Below are 18,113 nucleotides of genomic sequence, written 5' to 3'. Positions count from 1 at the left end.
CTCTTCCCCCTCTTCCCCCTCTTCCCCCTCTTTCTGACAGTTTCAATGGATTTTTACTTATCCCCAACTGGATTACTTATTCCTCTGTTATGATTATTAGTATGTGAAATTAATAATCAGTTCAATTATCTTTCATGGCTGAAAAGAAAGTCAGACACGTTTTAGGATTAAGTGGTGGCAAGGATTCTACCGCCTTAGCTATTTTACTACACAAGGAAATTCCCGATATGGAGTATTTTTTTTGTGATACGCACAAAGAACTTCAAGAAACCTACGATTACCTCGATCGAATACAAGCCCGTTTAGGCATTAAGATACATTATCTTAGCGAAAATAGGGGTTTTGATCATTGGTTGGCGATTCATGATGGTTTACTGCCGTCTCCGCAGATGCGCTGGTGTACGGTTAAAATGAAGATTAAGCCTTTTGAGGAGTTTGTCGGCGATGATGAGGCTATCAGCTATATTGGCATTCGTGCCGATGAAAATAGGGAGGGTTACATCTCTACGAAACCGAATATTAAACCCGTTTTTCCTTTCAAAGAGAGGGGTTTAGTTAAAGCAGATATTCTCCGACTGTTAGAAGAAAGCGGTATTGGCTTACCTGAATATTATAAATGGCGCAGTCGCTCTGGTTGTTTTTTCTGTTTCTTTCAGCGTAAATACGAATGGGTGATGTTGGCGGAGAATCATCCTGATTTGTTTGCAAAAGCCGTTGAATACGAGTCTAATCATCGAGATGGGCGCACCTATACTTGGAATCAGGGTGAAACCCTCTTGGAATTATTAGAGCGTAAAGACGAAATCATAGCACATCATCAACGATCGATCGCACGAGAGCAGAAAAAAGCTCCGAATCGCCCTTTAGCAGAGGCTTTAGAGTCAGTGTTAGATGACGATGATTCGACTTTACCTTGTTTAGTTTGTAATTTGTAAACCCTTAATTTAAACAAAAAAATGGAAACAATATTAGTTAATCAAGATAACAATAAAATCGAAAAATTCCTTAATCAAGCCATAGAAAAAAATCAACCGATTTTGTTAAAAGGAGAGACAGGAAATGCGGTATTAATTTCTGAATCAGAATGGAATGCTATACAAGAAACTTTATATTTAAGCTCAATTCCTAACATGATTGAATCCATAAAAGAAGGAGGAAAAACACCCTTATCAGAATGTATAGAAAAATCCAGTATCAGGGATATTTTAATGAGTAAATTATAATTTTAAAGGGGAATTATGTTATTACTATCTAAGACTGAAATTGAGAAACGCTTACAAATTTCGCTTAATCAACTTTTTGATATTTGTCAACAATGGAATATCAAAGAAATGGCTTTATTTGGCTCAGTTTTAAGGAATGATTTTAACAACGAAAGTGATGTTGATTTTCTCATCTCTTTTCAACCTAATACTCCTCAAGGTTTATTAACAATGTCTCAACTTAAATCTCAATTAGAATCCTTACTTAATTATCCCGTAGATATTGCTATTAAAGATTCTCTTAAAGATAGTGATAACTGGATTCGTAGCAAAGAAATTTTAACCACTGCTCAAACTATTTATGAAAAAATATGAATAGAGATAATGCTTATTTATTAGATATTTACAATGCCATAAATCGTATTTTATTATTCTCAAAAGATTTGACAAAATCTGATTTAAAAAGTAACGAAGAAAAACAATCTGCTATTCTTTATCAAGTTATTATTATCGGAGAAGCAGTTAAACGTTTATCAATAGATTTTCGTAATAAAAATTTAGCTATTCCTTGGAAGGAAATTGTAGGAATGAGGGATATTCTTGCCCATCAATATGACAAGATAAATATTAATACTTTATGGGATGTTGTTAATCGTGATATTCCTGAATTAAAGCAAATGATTACACCTTTATTATCTGATTTAGGTGATACAAGTTAAATTTAATCATATATGTTTAAAAGTCAAATATTAAAAAAAATTAATTTATATAGCTTAACTAATTAACAGAATAAAGAAATAATATTATGATCAAATTGCAATTAAGTTTTCACGATACTTTTCCCTTTAAAAAAGATGAAATTACAACAATTATTAAAACGGCTTCTGAAGATAAAGGATTAGATGATAATTTATCTAATTTAATGGATAGGACTGGTTTTGGAAATAGCAAAGTAGAATCGCTAATTAAGTGGGTGACTCGTGCAGGATTGGTTAAAGAAAAAAAGTTAACTTCAGAAGGAGAAATTATCAATAAATTAGATTGCCATTTAAAATCTTTAAATTCGGAATGGTTAATGCACTTTTATTTAAGTTTTGGAACATATGGGCTAAATAAACCACCAAAAAATATTGCTGAATGGGGGGGGTGGACTTATTTTGTTTATGATTTTATTCCTAATTATATAAGTTTTAAAAAGAAGGATTTAGAAGAAATATCTAAAAAAAATTTTGTTGAAGCATCTGACAAAAGTATAAAAAAAGACTTTAGTATATTATTAAGAGCTTATACAGAAAATTATGGTTTAAAAGCCATTCAATTTATTAAAGAAACTGAAGACAAAGAAACAAAAATTACTACCTATAAAACTGGGGAAAGTATCCCCCCTAATATCTATTTAATTGGCTATTTTTTAGCTAAATTATGGGAGCGAGATTTTGAGAAAGAAACCTCCGTTTTAACCGATGAAATTCTCTATCACAAAATGGGATTAACTCAAGTTTTAGGCATTACATCGGATACTTTACAAGATTATCTCAATCAACTGGAATCACTAGGAATTATAGAACAAAGACGCACTGTCGTACCCTATCAAACTATTGCCCGTTGGGATGATCCTTTAATTTTATTAGAAAAAGCCTATGTTAACCAATAATATTTTATCCCTAAAAGATGCTAAACCGAGCGATCGTATCCACTTATTATTGTGGGATGACTGCAACGAATTAGATTTAAAAGAGCTTATTTTTTATAATAATGCCCAATGTATTAGTTATCGAGAAAACTTATTAAGCCGTATTAATCACCAGAAAAAATCTTTAATGTTAGAACAAAATTTGGATGAAGAATTAACCGCTATAAAGGAGATTTGTTCAACGGCAATCAAACCAGTAGTTATTTTAAAAGAATTTGATATTCTCTTAACTTATCTTTATATAAAACCTTCATCTCCCATTACTTTATTTTGGCAAAAATTAGCAAATTTGAGGCATTTAGAAAAAATATTATGGCTCATTTTACCAATTAAACTAAAGCCACCTAATTGGCAAGAAAAATACTTACTACAAATCAATTAAAGTATTCTGTGAATTTATTTATATCTCAATACTTTTAATTCAAGTTTATAGATTAATTAACATTTCAATAAATCGTTTAATTTTAAAGGAGTAAAAATTATGCAAATCAGCGAATTAGTAAAAGTTAATGAAGAAGCAATATTAGCCAATGCCGTTAACTTTGGCATGATGGAAGATAAAGAAAAAAACTTAGGATTATGTCAAGGCTTTGTCTTTAATTATGAATCCATCAATCCAAAAGCATCCACATTAGGAGTATTAGAAGCAATTCAACGCAGTTATCGCAGTCGTAATGAGGTAAATATTCACTTATTTGTACAAGATTATGGTAGAGGAAAATCTCATTTTGCTTTAGTAACTGCTAACTATTTTAAGCAGTCTATAGAAAGTCAAGAAACACAAGGAATTTTAGAACAAGTTAGAAAAGCATCTATTAATAATCCGGGTATTGTTGAAGATTTAGAAGCCTATAAACGCAGAAATAAAAAACATTTAGTAATTTGTTTAAGTGGTGAGGAAATGGATTTAAGACAGTCATTTCTCAAAGCAATCAATAAAACTTTAATAGAGGAAAATATAACTGATACATTAGCTCAGGAATTTTGTCAACAACCCTTAAATTATCTTAAAAGTTTAGAGGCACAACAGCAACAGATAGTTAATAATTTTATTGAAAATAATTATCCAGAATTAGGAGATTTAGATAATATTATTGAATCTTTAACTAAAGAAAATTATCGTTTAATTCCCCAAGTAAAAGAAATTAGTAAACACCTCAATCAAGGATTCGCTATCGACTTTGAAACCGACTTAAATATAGAGCAAATTTTGGAGAATTTATTACAAAGATCATGTTTAGGGGAAAATGCACCCTATGCAGGAATATTAATCTTATTTGATGAATTAAATAACTATTTACAATCTTGGGCAAGAGATGCGATCGCATCTGGGGGTTTAACCTTACAAAATATCACCAATATTTGTGAGAATTATAAAGGAAAAATAGCATTAGTTTGTTTCACCCAAATACGCCCCTTAAAATCAGTGCCAAATAAATCGGCAGACGACTATAAAAAACTTGCTTCACGATTAGAAATACCAGAAAGTACTTATGAGCCTATTTCCAGTTTAGAATTAGTAATTAAAGGTTTATTAGTACAACAATCCCATCAACCAATTTGGGCTAAATTTATCCAAAAATGGGGCAATACTTTATTAATTAATAGTCGTCAAAGTTTTGAGAAAAGAATAAGCTATTATCGTGAAAGAGGTTGGGATTTACAAACATTTCATAGCAACATTACTTTAGATAGTTTTCCCTTACATCCTTTGACGACTTATCTCCTTTGTAACCTTGATTTTACCCAAGGAAGAACTGCAATTCAATATATCAAAGAAGATGTTAAAAAATTCATTCAAAATCAACCTTTAGAAAGAAATAATTTACTAAATTGTCTTCCTGCAATTTCTCTCATTGATGCCTTTAGCGATTTTTCTCAAACAGAATTTTCTCGTTATCATGCTGAATATCAAAAAACATATCAATCAATTTCTTTTTCTATAACCACCGAAGAGGAAAGTATTTTAAAAGCTATTTTTCTATTCTATATTAGTGGAAATAAATTAAATAAACCTAATAATGAAAACCATGCAATAATTCTCAGTGAATTGAGCGGTTTATCAGAGACAGAAACCACAGAAACGTTAACAAAATTATCTCAAGAAAGACAAGTTATTTACTACAATACGGGAGATAACACTTATCGCTTTTATTCAGGGAATAATCTATTAGAAATTCGTCAACAAATAGAAGAAGAAGCAGAAAGACAACCCCAGAAATGGACAGTTAATTTACCCGTAAAATACTGTCAAGAAAAAATAGATAAATATTTAAGAAGTCAATACATTGAGGCTTTAAATTTTATCGAAAAAAATAAACTCATTAACGGTGAATGGTACTTTGAAAATAAATTTTATACTATTGAAGAATTTGAACAAGCATTATTAGGATATAAAACGTTAGAAAATACCGAAGCAAAAGGAATTTTTGCCTATATTTTAGCCGATAGAATTGAAGATTTACAGGATTTAAAATATCGTATTGATGACTTACTTTCTAAATCTCAAAATAAACACTTATTCGCCGTAGCTATTCCCAATAAAACTGTAGGAGATATACCCCGTGAATTGTTCATGATTGATATTATAAGAAGAAAAAATGATAAGCAAGAATCTGGCACTGCTTACAATCAATTAAGACAAGATTTAGAGCAAAAAATAGACAGAGAAATCAGAGAAATTTTAGTATCCTGTGACTATTATTGCCTTTATCAAGGTAAGTTAACCGCCCAAGAAGAAAAACAACCCCAAGCAATCATTAGTTTACTATTAAATGAGCTTTATTCATTTGTACCTCCCCTTGCAAAAAACGATAAAATGGCATTAAAAAGTAACCCTGCTAATACTATTATTGGTTATGCTATCAAGCATTTAATACAAGATGAATTAAAACCGCAAAATTTTCCTAATGCGTCCTATAATAATTTAATTAATCCCGTATTTGTTAGTAATTGGGGTTTATTAAAAGTTAACAATCAAAAATATTCAATTCAAATCCCCTCACAACGCAATGTTAGACAAGCATGGGATAAAATTTCAGAGTTAACAGACTTGGGAAATAAAGAAGAAAAAACCATCAAAATTGAGGATATTTGGAAAACTTTATCTAAGCCTCCCTTTGGCTATAATGAATATACTTTTACGATGCTTTTTGGCGCATGGCTTGGGTATCATTATCATGAACTAAAAATAAGTGGTACTTTTGGCATTCCCCAGAGAAAAACAGAGCAAATTTCTCATGATATTCAACCTGTCAAAAAATGGACTGAAACGAATATTTTTGATAAACCAAAAGACTTTGTTAATAAATGGATTTTAGGTAATAGTAAAAGCCCACAAATTATCAAGCATAAACCAATTATTTGCCCAGAAATTCCCTCAACTCTTGACTATAATCAAGCTAAAGATTTAGTAACTGAGATTGACAACTTTATTAACTCTGGAGAAGGACAAAAATCTAAAAAAGATGAAATAAAAATTAAAAAAAGTCAGTTATTAGATGGTATAAAAATCATTGATAATAATTTTAAAATAGTAGAAGAGGCAGAAGAATTAACCCATGATACCACTATTGAAAAATTAATCTTAATTTATGTATCTTTACAACAAGAATTAACCCCAAAACGAGTTATTAACTTGATTAATTATCCTAATTCTAATAAGGTTGATAATTCTCATCCAATTTATGTTAGTGCTAGTGAAAATCAAAAAGAGCGTCAACAAAAAGCAAGAATATTAATTAATGATAAAATTAATGAATTTGTCGATGAATTAACTCAACGCTCAGAAAAGATGAAAACCGAGCAAGAATTGGGACGTTATCAAGGAGAATTGGAAAATACTAAGGCTAAAATTAGTGAAGTTGACACTTTACCTTCTCATTTAATTGATAGTTTAAATTATGCTTTAAATACTGCTAAAAATATTCTGAAAAACATACAGTATCAAGAAGCTATTAAACAGTGTTTATCTCAAATCGAACTACGATATAAAACTTTGAGTGATAATGCCAGTCAAAAAGATTATCAAGATGCTTTATTAGATATTGAAAATTTAGCAGAAGAAACTACTGTTATTAAACAAGAGTCAAGATATATTGAGATTATTAACAATATAAAAGATAGGCACAATTATTTAGAGCAAAAAATACAAATTTGGCAGGAAAGAGTTAATAATATTAGTAAAAATCAGGCTTTTTTCTTATCCCAAGAAATTAATAGCTTAAAAAATCGCTTTACTGATATAGACAGTTGTCAAAAAATAGAGAATCTTTTACAGCAACTTAATCCTATAATTTTAGAGTGGCAAAATGAAGAAGAAGCGGACAAAATTAAGCATCAAGAAGATGAAAATATTTTACAAGAATTAAGAAGTAAAAGACCATCTTTTCTGAAAAATGTTACTGAATGTCAAGATTCGATCGTACTAATTAATAATTTAAAAGAAAAGCTAAATTATCCTGACAGATTTAATCAAGAAATTGAACAATTAAAAGAAAATCTTAATCAATATATTTCCGACTGTTATAATCAGTTGAATAATTTAGAAGTCACGATTCAAGATATTAATAATAGTCAAGAATTAGATAAATTTAACAGAGAGTTAATTAAATTAGAAACAATCTGGGAGAAATCATCAGAATACTCAAGATGTCAAACATTATATCAAGATATTGATAACTTGAGAAGTCTATTTAAAATTACCGAATATCAAGGAAATAATGATCTGAAAGACTATGAAAATACTTTACAACAATTAAATCAATGGTATCAAAATATTAACGATATTTCCCCTAACATTGAGGCTAAATATCAATTCATATCTCATCAATTAACAAGTAAAATTAATACTATTCGTCAAGAAAAATATGAAGGTGCGATCACATGGCTTAATCAATTAAATATTAACTATAATTTATTACTAGAAAATTCTGTAGAATTATCAGACGAAAAATTAAAAATAGCCAATAATCTTCTTAAAGAAATAGAGTGTAATTACAATCAGTATCTTGATTACTTTGGAGAAAAAGAGAAAAATATTGTCAAAGAATATATAGAAAAATGTATTGAGATTCAAAATGAAAATACAGAAAATCAAATTATTGTTTTATTTCAACAACTTACTATTGAAAATAAACAATTACTACACAATAAATTAGAACAATATTTAAACGATTAGGGGGTTATAGAATGACAAAAATAATTTTAGATCCTACTAATTTATATCCCATAGAGCCAAATTATACTATTATTAGTAACGAGGTAGAATGGCTAAAATATTTTACCTTAAAAGATGAGGCTTATTGGATTAAAAATAAAATACCTTGTGCTTGGACAAAAGAATGGTTAAAAGTTTGGAATAAAATAGATTTAATTATTGAAATCAAAGAAAATCCACGCCCTTTATTAGCCTCTATCTTAAATCCTTTATCTATTCCTGCTCAATGGAATAATGAACAAATATTAAATATTTTAACTCAATTAAATAGGTATCCAGATGATACTAAAATTTCTCATTTATTAGCAGAAATTAGTGACACAGAATTAAAACTATGGGAATGTATAACTCCCTCAAAAACACATCTTGCCCAATGGCTATGTGTTGCTATTCCAGAAGAATATCAGGTATTTGAGCAAGTTTGGTTAGAGAAATTTATAGTCAATAACCACAATGATAAATTAAGACAATATTATCAAATCAATAATAAATTAAATATACTAAAAGATTGGGTAGGTATTGGGTTAAATAAAATTGATGATTTAGAGATTTATCCATTGCCATTACCAGTTATTCTCGAAAAAGAATTTATTAATTTTTGGCGGAGAAAAATATCTAAAACTCAAGGAGAAATAATTGACAATTTGATATTATCTCAAGAATATCAAAAAAAACTAATTGCTAAAATAGCTTATAATATTTTCCTAGAAAAAACTAATTGGATTACTCCTGATAGAGTAGCAAAAATTAGTATTTATCTCCATGCAGATAAAAGACAAAAACTTAATCAACTTATTCCTCCTCCACAACCAAAATCATTAAATATTGATGCTAAACCTGATGACTGTTTACAATGGGTAACTAATCATTATTTACCTTTTCGGTTATGGGAAATTAATGATAACATGAGTAAAAATAATAAAGAAAAACATCAGATTAGTAGTAACTTAGCCGACAGTTTTGTGCATTGGATTGTGAAAAATTATCCCGAATTAAAATTAGATAATGTAGAAAAATCATGGTTAAATTATAGTGTCACTCCACAGGTAGAAAAACTAGCGAAAAATAACCCGATTCTTTGGGTTATAGTTGATGGTTTAGGATGGTTAGATCATCGAGAGCTTATTTTAAAGTTAACACAGAAAAAGTCATTATATATTCAACAAGATATTCAGCCTAAATTCAGCATTTTACCCACTAAAACAGAATATGCAAAATGGAGTTTGTTTACTCAACTTTTGCCTAATCATAATTCTTGGAATAATAATGCAGGAGATGGTTTTTCTTTTATTAATAACGGGTATCGTTATACCGATCGAAATAAAGCAAAATTAATAGAAGATTTGCAACAAAAAAAATATCAAATTTATTGTTGGGATACCACTCAACTAGATGAATTATATCATCATGAAACTGATTGGCAAACCTTATATCAACTGGAGCGTGAAAAAGTTTTAGATGGAATTGTCAAAGATATTTTGCACTTTTTAGAACAATATCCTGAACCAGAAAAATTACAAATTATTATTGCTAGTGATCATGGTCAAATAATAGGAGAAGTTGATAAAATAAATAACTATCCTAATAATTTAAAACCTCAAGGTAGAATGGCAATAGGCACAACTGACGACTCTCGTTTTGTTGTACTTTCTGCTCAAAAATTTGATTTGCCTTATGATATTAGTGTTGTAAAAAATCAGGATTCTTTAGGCTCTTTTAACTATACACAAAATCAGAAAATTATTGGCAATCATGGAGGCTTATTTCCTGAAGAAGTGGTAGTAGGATTTTCAATTTTGAGTCAAAATATTTCTCGTTTACCTGTATGGATAACTTGCAAGGGAGAAGGAAAAGCGAAAGACAAAGGAGAATTAGAAATCATTATTGATAATCCTAATAGAGTATCTTTGACTAATTTATGTTTATATGTTAATGAAATTGAAGAATTAAAAATGGGAAAAATACTCAATGTAGTGATTTCCCCTAATCAAAAAATTAATCATAAATTAGAGATAAATAAATACCCAGAATTACCACCAGATAATGATAACAATTCTTTTACTTTATCTGGAAAAATAACCTTTAATTTTGCTAATGCTGAACTGGGAGAAGCAGAATTAGATTCTCAATCATTATTAACAATTCAACAAATATTTACCAGTGGATTTACAGGAGGTTTGGATGAGTTTTTCTAACAATTATTCAACTTATGATAATGAATTAGTAACTAAAGTATTTGGTTCACTTTCTATTGATAAAAAACGCTTACCTTCAAGTAGTTTAACCAGTGTTGGTGTGCCTAGTTTTGTCGGAGAATGGATTTTAGAACATATTGTAGCAGGTACAGGAGAATTAAACGATGGGGAAAAAGAAAAAGTCCGTAATTTCGTTGATAAAGCCTTCCCTCGTAAAGATGATAAAGAAGAAATAAAATTCGAGTTAACTCAGGGAGGAATTTATACCTTAATTGGCTTAATGCAGGTAAGGATAACATTAGAAAAAAACTCCGAACAAATTTCAGAGCCTATTGCTAGTATTCCTGTTCTAAATTTAACCGATTGTGAAATATCTACAGATATAGTTAACCGTCATCGTCGATTATTAAGACAAGGAATATGGGGGAAAATTACTTTAAGATATAGCCCCGATATGAAAGGTAAATTTAAGGTATCAGTTATCGATTTTGCTCCTTTTCAATGTTCAGCAGTTGATTTAAAATTATATGGAGAATTACGTTCTCAATTTACCACAGAAAAATGGCGAAATTTAATGTTTTGTTCGATGGGTTTTAACCCTGAACATCCCGACTATAATCACCAAGCAAAAACATGGATTTTAAGTCGTTTATTACCTTTGGTTGAACCTAATTTTCATCTAATTGAATTAGCACCAAAAGGCACAGGAAAAAGTTTTTTTTATGAAAATATTAATAATAAAGTTTCGGTAGTTAGTGGAGGAAAAATTACTCCTGCACGATTATTTATTGATGGAAAAACGAGAGAAGTTGGTTTATTAGGACGTTATAATGTGGTTGTTTTAGATGAAGTTCAAAGTTTAACTTTTGATAATCCTGATGAAATTATTGGACCATTAAAAACTTATTTAGCCAATGGAAGTTATAATCGTGGTGGATATTCTGATATAGCTAGTGATTGTTCTTTAGTATTATTAGCAAATATTGAATTAGACGAATATCAACGCCCTAAAAATGACTATAATTTAATGGCTAATTTACCTAAATTTTTCTCAGAAACGGCTTTTTTAGATCGTTTTGCTGGTATTTTACCGGGTTGGGAGATACCTAAGTTTCAAAAGGAAATGATAGCTAATCAAATCGGATTGAAAATGGACTTTTTTGGAGAAGTTTTATTTGCCTTAAGGAGAGATACCCGTTTCCAACAATATGCAGAAACCCATACAAGTTTTCTTTCTAAAGTTTCTATTCGACATCAACAAGGAATTATAAAAACAGCATCGGGATTCCTAAAAATTCTCTATCCTCATCTTGATTTAACGTTACAAGATTATTGGAATGATTGTTTAAAACCAGCTTGTTTTTTACGTCAGCAAATTCATAGTTTACTCTATAATCTTGATGATGAATATAAACAATATGAAAAAGAAATTATTGTTAATGCAATATAGATATATTTTCTAAAAATCAAGTTTAACTTTAAATTACTAAAATATCATCAAAAATGTAGAATAATCAATAATTATTTATAAAGTCAATTAATGAAATTTTATGAGGTATTATATTGCCATTCTCAGTAATATCAAACATCCAAAAATCACGACTATTATCTAAGCCATAACTAATGTGTATTGGTCGATTTTTTCCATAAAAATACATCCTGTCAAATGGAAGTTGTTCTTTGTATATCCATTTAATTACTAGATCACTATTTATATTAGTAATTGTAAAATCACAAGCGGCACCAAGTCTTTTACAAAATAAATTTCCTTTTTGATTTTTTCATAACACATATGTTGATCTAACTCAGGTGCTATTCTTCCATATTGTTTACCAGTTTTTGGATTTTTTTTCTTCAAATATTTTTTTAACTCAACGGAACAAAATCCATAAGTAAGTTTAAATTCTTCATAACCAAAATGATCAATAATAGGATCAATAATATATCTATTTAAGTCTTTAATTGCCTGAATACTTTCTTTTTCTTTTGGAAATGGATCAATTTTATCAGGAAATAAATTATATGTATTAGTACACATACAAAATTCTTCTAATGTTAAGTATTTGCCTATTTTTGTTTTTGTCATAATATATAAAACATAAAAAGTAAGATTCAATTTAAGATAATAGTTTGTAAATTTCTCACTTGTTTAATAACTTCAAAATCTTTATCATTATGAATTAAAATTAAATTATAACTGATAGCTAGTTGAGCAATACAACAATCAATGCTACTCCTAACCGTTAAACCTTTACGTCTTAAATCATAGAAAATACGAGCAGAGTTAATCAAGATAGAACTATTTTCTGTAAGGTAATCTTGATCATGTAAATAAACTTCTAATAGTTGCCATTCTTTTTCATCTTTAGCACCCTGTAATAATTCCATTTGGATAAAATGACTCAAAAAGAAAGGATTATCTTGAATAATATTTTCTAAATTTTTTCTTTTAATTCCTGTTTTATCTCGAAAAATATTGATCAAAACAGAGGTATCAATTAGATACATTTTCGTTATTTCTTAACTCCTTATAATTATAGTCTTCTCTAAATTCAATTTTTCCACTTAAATCTAATAAATTCAGTTTTTTTCGATTACGAATTAACTCTTTTAAAGCCATATTTACTAACTCTTTTTTCGTTCTCATATTAGTTAAACGGAAGGCTTCTTCTAGTAAGCTATCATCAAGATCAATATTAGTTCTCATTTTCTTGTGTAAAATGTGTAAATATAAAAACATTATACACTAAATAATTCTTAATGTCTAATCCTATCTACTTAGATTATCACTCCACAGCCCCCGTCGATCGAAAGGTTGCTGATAAGGTGTCTGATTATATGATGAATAACTTTGACAATAGTAGCAGTATAGATTATATTCTTATAACATTTTAGATCATGCTCAGAGAAAAAATTTTGATCCCTTAAAACTTCTTTGCAAAGCACACAATTTTAATAAAAAAGGGGTTATTGTGGGGATGAATCTGCTGTTTATCGTAAAGGAAAAACTGATTTTAGAGTATTTAATATACACGAGGCAAAAACACAACTTTCTAAGTTGCTATCTAGCTCACATTCCGCACGTCATCTCATATTATGAGAAGATTATAAACAAATCTCTTAACTTATCAAGATTGTGAAAAATGCTATAGATTGGGTTAGTAATGACGTAACCCAAGAAAACATCCATAAAATTTATTAAGGATTTGCTCAATAATTCAAGAGGCTATTTTTGTTAACTGAAAATTTGTTTTAAACGACTCGTTTCTAATTCCAAAATATGTCGAGAAAATTCATGATCTTCATCTAAAATTTCATCAAAACTATCCACTGCAATAGCTAAAATTTTGGTAGGACTCGTTTTTGCAATAATTTTTCCTGACTGTTTTTCATGGGCTAAAACTTCCAATTCATCTAAAATTTGACCGGGTAATAAACTAGATATAATCGGAGTATCATTCGCAGAAGGTTTAATAATTTCTACTCTACCTTCAATTAATAATAATAACTCTCGACAAGTATCTCCCTCATCGGAAATAACCTCATTTTCTTGATAATTTTTGAAATAAGATAACTCTCCTAATTTAATTAAAGTATTGCTATAAACTCCCTCAAAAAAAGAAGCGTTACTTAAATAAATAATTTTCTCTAAAATCTCACATTTATCAAAGGTTAACTCTTGAGATTTAATTAACATATTTCCTATGCCTTTAACTAAAAAATGAGGCTTTTTAGCTAAGATAATTTCCGCCTCTTGTTGAGCAATTTGTCCATTAATTTGAGCTAAAATATAAAGACTAATTGCCTGAATAATGGGATTAGATTCTAAGACTAAACTTTGTAAATAATCAATAATTGTACTTTCATCTATATCTAAGGCACAACTAACATTATTACTCGGTTGTTGAAGAATCAATAAAACATTTTCAGGTAATCTCTCACTCCAATTAGAGGTAGAGTTGTTTAACACGTCAAATAAAACACTAGGGGAAAGATTCGCCAAATTTTGGGCAATTTTTTGATTAATTGACAAATCTTCGCTTTTTTCGATAATTTCTAACAATCCTCTCACTAAAAGACGCTTTTTCTCGGCAACAGCTTTTCTTAATAGGTTTAATACTTCTTCTTGGGGTAAAAAACGAGGTTGATTAAGACTGTGATAACATTCGATTAAAGATTTTAATTGTGCTAAAATATGTTCAGATTTGGCGATGATACCAGATTCAGGGTGTAATCCTTGTAAAATTTCCTCCTCATCTTCGTAAGTAATACAATATTCCTGTTTGAGTTTGCGTATGTCTTGAGAATTATTTTGTAGTAAGTCTTCGATCGAAGTTTTTTGCTGTAGGGATAGCATTCTTTCTAAGGCTTTGCGATACCCTGTTAAACGTACAGAATTTTCGACAGAATGTAATTTAGAAGCATCTAATAAAGAGGGGTCTTCCACACCTAATTCTGTTAATATGATACGGTGTTCATCATCGGTAATGCTTAGTTGCGATCGAATTTGAGCTAAAACTTCCAGACTGCTAACGGTGTTAACATAACCTTCCTCTAAAGATTCTTTTAAGACATTTTTATAGACTTCTTGACGCTTATCTTTAGTAAATTCGGGCAAAACTTTTGCTAAAACATAAACCTCATCAGTACTCAAATTTTCCAGAGATTTCCCCTCTAAAAAACGACTAATATTTAAGCCTAATTTTTTCAATTGTTTGCGGAAACGATTACTGAGACTTTCTTTGTTATAAAATTCAGAACTTTTATTCCATGTTTTATATAACCAAATTGAACTCAAAAAAACTAAAGATAAATCCCAAATATATTCAACCTTTATCGGTAACAAAGCTAACCACGATCGACCTGCAAAAAGAAAGAAAAAGTCAAAAATAAGAAATGTTAAAACTGTAAAAATACGATGTCTAATTAACTCAGAAGAAAGACGATTTTTATATTTATTTTGTAAAAATTTTTCAACGGTTTTACCTAAATAATAAGCAATAACAGTAAAGAAGCCCAAAGTAAGGGGTACAGCGATAATTTTAGGGATAGGAATTGGTTGATTAAACAGATAAAAACCGGGGTTAAAAAGAGTACCTAATTGATTTTTTTCATAAGCCCAAATTCCTGAAAAATAGTAATCCCAATTACCTGCATATAAATAATAATAGAGAAAATAACCGATAACTAAACCAAAATAACCATAGTATAATAATTGTCGATTATTGTGGTTAATAGCATCCCAATAACTTCTTTCGGAGTCAATATCAATGCAAGGACTTTGACAGGCAATACAAGCACTTTTTTCCTGATTATCTTCGATAATTCGACACATGGATTGAGTAATTTTATCATCGGTAATATGGGCTTTACTACCTAATAATGAATTAGGTTCGGCGTAAATTTTTTGCACTGGAGACATGGGACAGAAATAGTTACACCATGATTTTCCTCCATAATAATAACCAACAAAAATAGCGACAAAAATAGTAAATAATAACCAGATAGCAAGGGCAATTCGATCGGCATTAACAAACAAAATTCGAGAACATAAACCGATAAAAAACCAGCCTAATTGCACATATAAATAATTGCGTCCTAACCATGAATTTTTATCAACTCTAGGAATTTCAAAACGCACTGAACCATTATTACTAACTCGCTTAATTTTTCGTTGCCAACCTAACGCTCTAGGAATTTGAGAAAGGAAAGATAAAGGGCAAATTCTACGCCATAATTCATGACCAAAAATAAGTAAAATAAAGATACCACTAGGCACAATAATTCCCCAAAAAATTGGAGCGCCTAAATAATAATAATTTTTCTCTAAACAAACATTTTGAACGGAAACACAAGCATCTAAATTAACTCTTAAAGGGCTACCTAAATTATCAGGGGAAGTCAGTAAAGGAGAAATAGGATCATAAAACAAAGATAATATTAACACAAGCCACCCTAAAGTTAAAATCCACCTCACCGAGTGCATGGTTTTTTCTGTAGTTTTGTTAAACATACTTAGTTTTCTATGATATAAGTTTACTCAATAGCTTTTTATCTATAGTTAAAAGTATATCAAAAAAAAAGAAAATTAGTTAATCTTGTAGGTTGGGTTAGTGATAACGTAACCCAACAAAACATCCATAAAATTTATCAAATTAAAGCGAGAAATTTTACTATAAGTAGGTAAGCAAGTACCAATAATGATATTTTGTCATTCCGAGCGTAGCGAAGGAATCTTAATCCCTTGATTTTTGTTACAAGTGCGTAACTTCCATATAATTATTTAATCGAATCTGATATAAGATTGAGTAGAAACGTTGTTCTCGATCGAACCATTATTTAGGTAATATAAACTATGATAGTTGTAGGTTTAATGAGTGGCACTTCGGTTGACGGCATTGATGCCTCCGTAGTGGATATTCAAGGGCAAGGATTAGATTTAAAGGTAAATTTATTAGTAGGGCAAACTTTCCCCTATTCCCCTGCTTTGCGGACTGAAATTTTAGCAGTGTGTGAGGGTAAATCCTTGACTATGGCTGAATTTGCTCAATTAGATCATTCGATCGCGCTAGAATTTGCCCAAGCCGTCATTAACATTATTCCTGCAAACATGAGGATTGACTTAATCGGTTCTCATGGTCAAACAGTCTATCATCAACCGCCCCACAAAAACGAGTTAGGCTATAGTTTGCAATTAGGGAGAGGAGATGTTATCTTCCAAAAAACAGGTATTAAAACCATCAATAACTTTCGAGTCGCTGATATTGCCGTAGGAGGGCAAGGTGCGCCTCTGGTGTCTAAAATTGATCTATGTTTATATAACCATCCTCGTCATAGCCGTTGTTTACAAAATATTGGCGGTATCGGTAACGCCACCTATTTACCTTCCACTCATACCCGTCAATGGCAGGAAAAAATTATCGGTTGGGATACGGGACCGGGGAATGCTTTAATAGATTTAGCGGTGCAAGAGTTGACTAATAATCAACAAACTTTTGATTTTAATGGTGATTGGAGTCGTCAAGGCAAACCCTGTCAAGCCTTAGTGAAACAGTGGTTAAAACAGGACTTTTTTCATCATAAACCCCCTAAATCCACAGGGAGAGAGTTATTTGGACATCATTATTTAGCGCATTGTCGTCAAGATGCTCAAAAGTATAACTTGAGTGATGCTGACTGGTTAGCAACTTTAACAGAGTTGACGGTGGCTTCCATTGCCGATAGTTACCATCGTTTTTTACCTTCTTTACCCCATGAGGTAATTTTAGCTGGAGGAGGAAGTCGCAATAGTTATCTTATGGAGCGTTTACAGTCTTATCTTCCTGATACTCGTTTATTAACTAGCGATGAATTGGGTATTAGTAGTGAATTTAAAGAATCGATCGCCTTTGCTATTTTAGCCTATTGGCACGTCCATAATTTTGCAGGTAATTTACCCTGTGTTACGGGAGCGAAAAAAGAAGTTGTTTTAGGAATCAGTCATCAGTAAAAAGGAGGAGTTAAGAATATCTTTAGAATCATCAGTTATATTTTTCGATGTTTTATTGTTAAACTGAAAATAGATAAAGGGGAAGTAGCTCAATGGTAGAGCAGCGTTTTACTTTCCGCAGGATGCAAAGAAAGTTCCTTGATTAAATTGTCACTAAATTATTACTTTCCGCATAATGCAAAGCAAGTTCCTAATTTTGGCTCATAACCCGTCGGTTGCAGGTTCGAGTCCTGCCTTCCCCACCAAAAGGGGAGCTAACAACAGTTAACAAAAATTTACTTAATTCTTTTTAAAATTACTCATTTATAATGCTAAA

15 protein-coding genes are annotated in these 18,113 nt (G+C 30.2%); 11 read left to right on the top strand and 4 right to left on the bottom strand.

What is annotated here, in order from left to right:
• Positions 1–134: 134 nt before the first annotated feature.
• The 9 genes from ACN4EE_RS17560 to brxL all read left to right on the top strand — a co-directional run bounded on the left by ACN4EE_RS17560 (position 135) and on the right by brxL (position 11,758).
• Complete coding sequence (locus ACN4EE_RS17560; RefSeq protein ID WP_431707767.1) at positions 135–935, top strand: phosphoadenosine phosphosulfate reductase family protein; 801 nt, start codon at positions 135–137, stop codon at positions 933–935.
• Positions 936–956: 21 nt separating this feature from the next.
• Positions 957–1,223: a type II toxin-antitoxin system Phd/YefM family antitoxin gene (locus ACN4EE_RS17555; protein ID WP_431707766.1), complete on the top strand. Its 267-nt coding sequence runs from the start codon at positions 957–959 to the stop codon at positions 1,221–1,223.
• A gap of 15 nt (positions 1,224–1,238) precedes the next feature.
• Complete coding sequence (locus ACN4EE_RS17550) at positions 1,239–1,577, top strand: nucleotidyltransferase family protein (RefSeq protein WP_431707765.1); 339 nt, start codon at positions 1,239–1,241, stop codon at positions 1,575–1,577.
• A complete protein-coding gene (locus tag ACN4EE_RS17545) occupies positions 1,574–1,921 on the top strand; it encodes a HepT-like ribonuclease domain-containing protein (protein ID WP_431707764.1) in 348 nt (115 codons plus the stop codon). The genes ACN4EE_RS17550 and ACN4EE_RS17545 overlap by 4 nt, the downstream gene beginning before the upstream one ends.
• 86 nt (positions 1,922–2,007) lie before the next feature.
• Entirely contained in the window at positions 2,008–2,856 is an 849-nt protein-coding gene (locus ACN4EE_RS17540; protein WP_431707763.1) for a DUF4007 family protein, read from the top strand.
• Positions 2,843–3,277 carry a hypothetical protein gene (locus ACN4EE_RS17535; RefSeq protein ID WP_431707762.1) on the top strand — a complete coding sequence of 145 codons (435 nt, stop codon included), beginning with the start codon at positions 2,843–2,845 and terminating at the stop codon, positions 3,275–3,277. Before ACN4EE_RS17540 ends, ACN4EE_RS17535 begins: the two co-directional genes overlap by 14 nt.
• Before the next feature lie 99 nt (positions 3,278–3,376).
• Positions 3,377–8,074 carry a hypothetical protein gene (locus tag ACN4EE_RS17530; RefSeq protein ID WP_431707761.1) on the top strand — a complete coding sequence of 1,566 codons (4,698 nt, stop codon included), beginning with the start codon at positions 3,377–3,379 and terminating at the stop codon, positions 8,072–8,074.
• A gap of 11 nt (positions 8,075–8,085) precedes the next feature.
• Entirely contained in the window at positions 8,086–10,308 is a 2,223-nt protein-coding gene (locus ACN4EE_RS17525; protein WP_431707760.1) for a hypothetical protein, read from the top strand.
• Positions 10,295–11,758, top strand: coding sequence for a BREX system Lon protease-like protein BrxL (gene brxL / locus ACN4EE_RS17520; RefSeq protein WP_431707759.1), 1,464 nt, complete (start codon positions 10,295–10,297; stop codon positions 11,756–11,758). The genes ACN4EE_RS17525 and brxL overlap by 14 nt, the downstream gene beginning before the upstream one ends.
• 261 nt (positions 11,759–12,019) lie before the next feature.
• Here the strand turns inward: brxL and ACN4EE_RS17515 are convergent, their stop codons facing one another.
• From ACN4EE_RS17515 to ACN4EE_RS17505, 3 genes are read right to left on the bottom strand one after another with little or no spacing between them, the layout of a single operon-like run.
• Positions 12,020–12,394 carry a hypothetical protein gene (locus tag ACN4EE_RS17515; protein WP_431707758.1) on the bottom strand — a complete coding sequence of 125 codons (375 nt, stop codon included), beginning with the start codon at positions 12,392–12,394 and terminating at the stop codon, positions 12,020–12,022.
• A 26-nt stretch (positions 12,395–12,420) separates the two neighbouring features.
• Complete coding sequence (gene vapC / locus ACN4EE_RS17510; RefSeq protein WP_431707757.1) at positions 12,421–12,816, bottom strand: type II toxin-antitoxin system VapC family toxin; 396 nt, start codon at positions 12,814–12,816, stop codon at positions 12,421–12,423.
• Entirely contained in the window at positions 12,803–13,015 is a 213-nt protein-coding gene (locus ACN4EE_RS17505; protein ID WP_431707756.1) for a type II toxin-antitoxin system VapB family antitoxin, read from the bottom strand. The genes vapC and ACN4EE_RS17505 overlap by 14 nt, the downstream gene beginning before the upstream one ends.
• Positions 13,016–13,068: 53 nt before the next feature.
• Between ACN4EE_RS17505 and ACN4EE_RS17500 the strand changes: the two genes are divergently transcribed.
• Positions 13,069–13,203: a hypothetical protein gene (locus ACN4EE_RS17500; protein ID WP_431707755.1), complete on the top strand. Its 135-nt coding sequence runs from the start codon at positions 13,069–13,071 to the stop codon at positions 13,201–13,203.
• Between the two features lie 340 nt (positions 13,204–13,543).
• On the opposite strand, the gene ACN4EE_RS17495 is transcribed toward ACN4EE_RS17500, so the two are convergent.
• Positions 13,544–16,321 carry a cyclic nucleotide-binding domain-containing protein gene (locus tag ACN4EE_RS17495; protein ID WP_431707754.1) on the bottom strand — a complete coding sequence of 926 codons (2,778 nt, stop codon included), beginning with the start codon at positions 16,319–16,321 and terminating at the stop codon, positions 13,544–13,546.
• A 342-nt stretch (positions 16,322–16,663) separates the two neighbouring features.
• On the opposite strand from ACN4EE_RS17495, the gene ACN4EE_RS17490 reads away from it, so the two are divergent.
• Positions 16,664–17,797, top strand: coding sequence for an anhydro-N-acetylmuramic acid kinase (locus tag ACN4EE_RS17490; RefSeq protein ID WP_431707753.1), 1,134 nt, complete (start codon positions 16,664–16,666; stop codon positions 17,795–17,797).
• Positions 17,798–18,113 lie beyond the last annotated feature (316 nt).

Origin of the sequence: Geminocystis sp. CENA526 (assembly GCF_050753365.1) — a bacterium.
In the GTDB taxonomy this organism is placed as follows: Bacteria; Cyanobacteriota; Cyanobacteriia; order Cyanobacteriales; family Cyanobacteriaceae; genus Geminocystis.
This window is presented reverse-complemented; position numbering and strand designations above follow the sequence as displayed.

Bases quoted from the DNA above. Each gene is read 5' to 3' on its own strand.
- ACN4EE_RS17490 (WP_431707753.1), top strand. From the start codon at position 16,664: ATGATAGTTGTAGGTTTAATGAGTGGCACTTCGGTTGACGGCATTGAT.
- brxL (WP_431707759.1), top strand. From the start codon at position 10,295: ATGAGTTTTTCTAACAATTATTCAACTTATGATAATGAATTAGTAACT.
- ACN4EE_RS17555 (WP_431707766.1), top strand. From the start codon at position 957: ATGGAAACAATATTAGTTAATCAAGATAACAATAAAATCGAAAAATTC.
- ACN4EE_RS17515 (WP_431707758.1), bottom strand. From the start codon at position 12,394: ATGACAAAAACAAAAATAGGCAAATACTTAACATTAGAAGAATTTTGT.
- ACN4EE_RS17525 (WP_431707760.1), top strand. From the start codon at position 8,086: ATGACAAAAATAATTTTAGATCCTACTAATTTATATCCCATAGAGCCA.
- ACN4EE_RS17545 (WP_431707764.1), top strand. From the start codon at position 1,574: ATGAATAGAGATAATGCTTATTTATTAGATATTTACAATGCCATAAAT.
- ACN4EE_RS17550 (WP_431707765.1), top strand. From the start codon at position 1,239: ATGTTATTACTATCTAAGACTGAAATTGAGAAACGCTTACAAATTTCG.
- ACN4EE_RS17495 (WP_431707754.1), bottom strand. From the start codon at position 16,321: ATGTTTAACAAAACTACAGAAAAAACCATGCACTCGGTGAGGTGGATT.
- ACN4EE_RS17560 (WP_431707767.1), top strand. From the start codon at position 135: ATGGCTGAAAAGAAAGTCAGACACGTTTTAGGATTAAGTGGTGGCAAG.
- ACN4EE_RS17500 (WP_431707755.1), top strand. From the start codon at position 13,069: ATGTCTAATCCTATCTACTTAGATTATCACTCCACAGCCCCCGTCGAT.
- vapC (WP_431707757.1), bottom strand. From the start codon at position 12,816: ATGTATCTAATTGATACCTCTGTTTTGATCAATATTTTTCGAGATAAA.
- ACN4EE_RS17540 (WP_431707763.1), top strand. From the start codon at position 2,008: ATGATCAAATTGCAATTAAGTTTTCACGATACTTTTCCCTTTAAAAAA.
- ACN4EE_RS17535 (WP_431707762.1), top strand. From the start codon at position 2,843: ATGTTAACCAATAATATTTTATCCCTAAAAGATGCTAAACCGAGCGAT.
- ACN4EE_RS17505 (WP_431707756.1), bottom strand. From the start codon at position 13,015: ATGAGAACTAATATTGATCTTGATGATAGCTTACTAGAAGAAGCCTTC.
- ACN4EE_RS17530 (WP_431707761.1), top strand. From the start codon at position 3,377: ATGCAAATCAGCGAATTAGTAAAAGTTAATGAAGAAGCAATATTAGCC.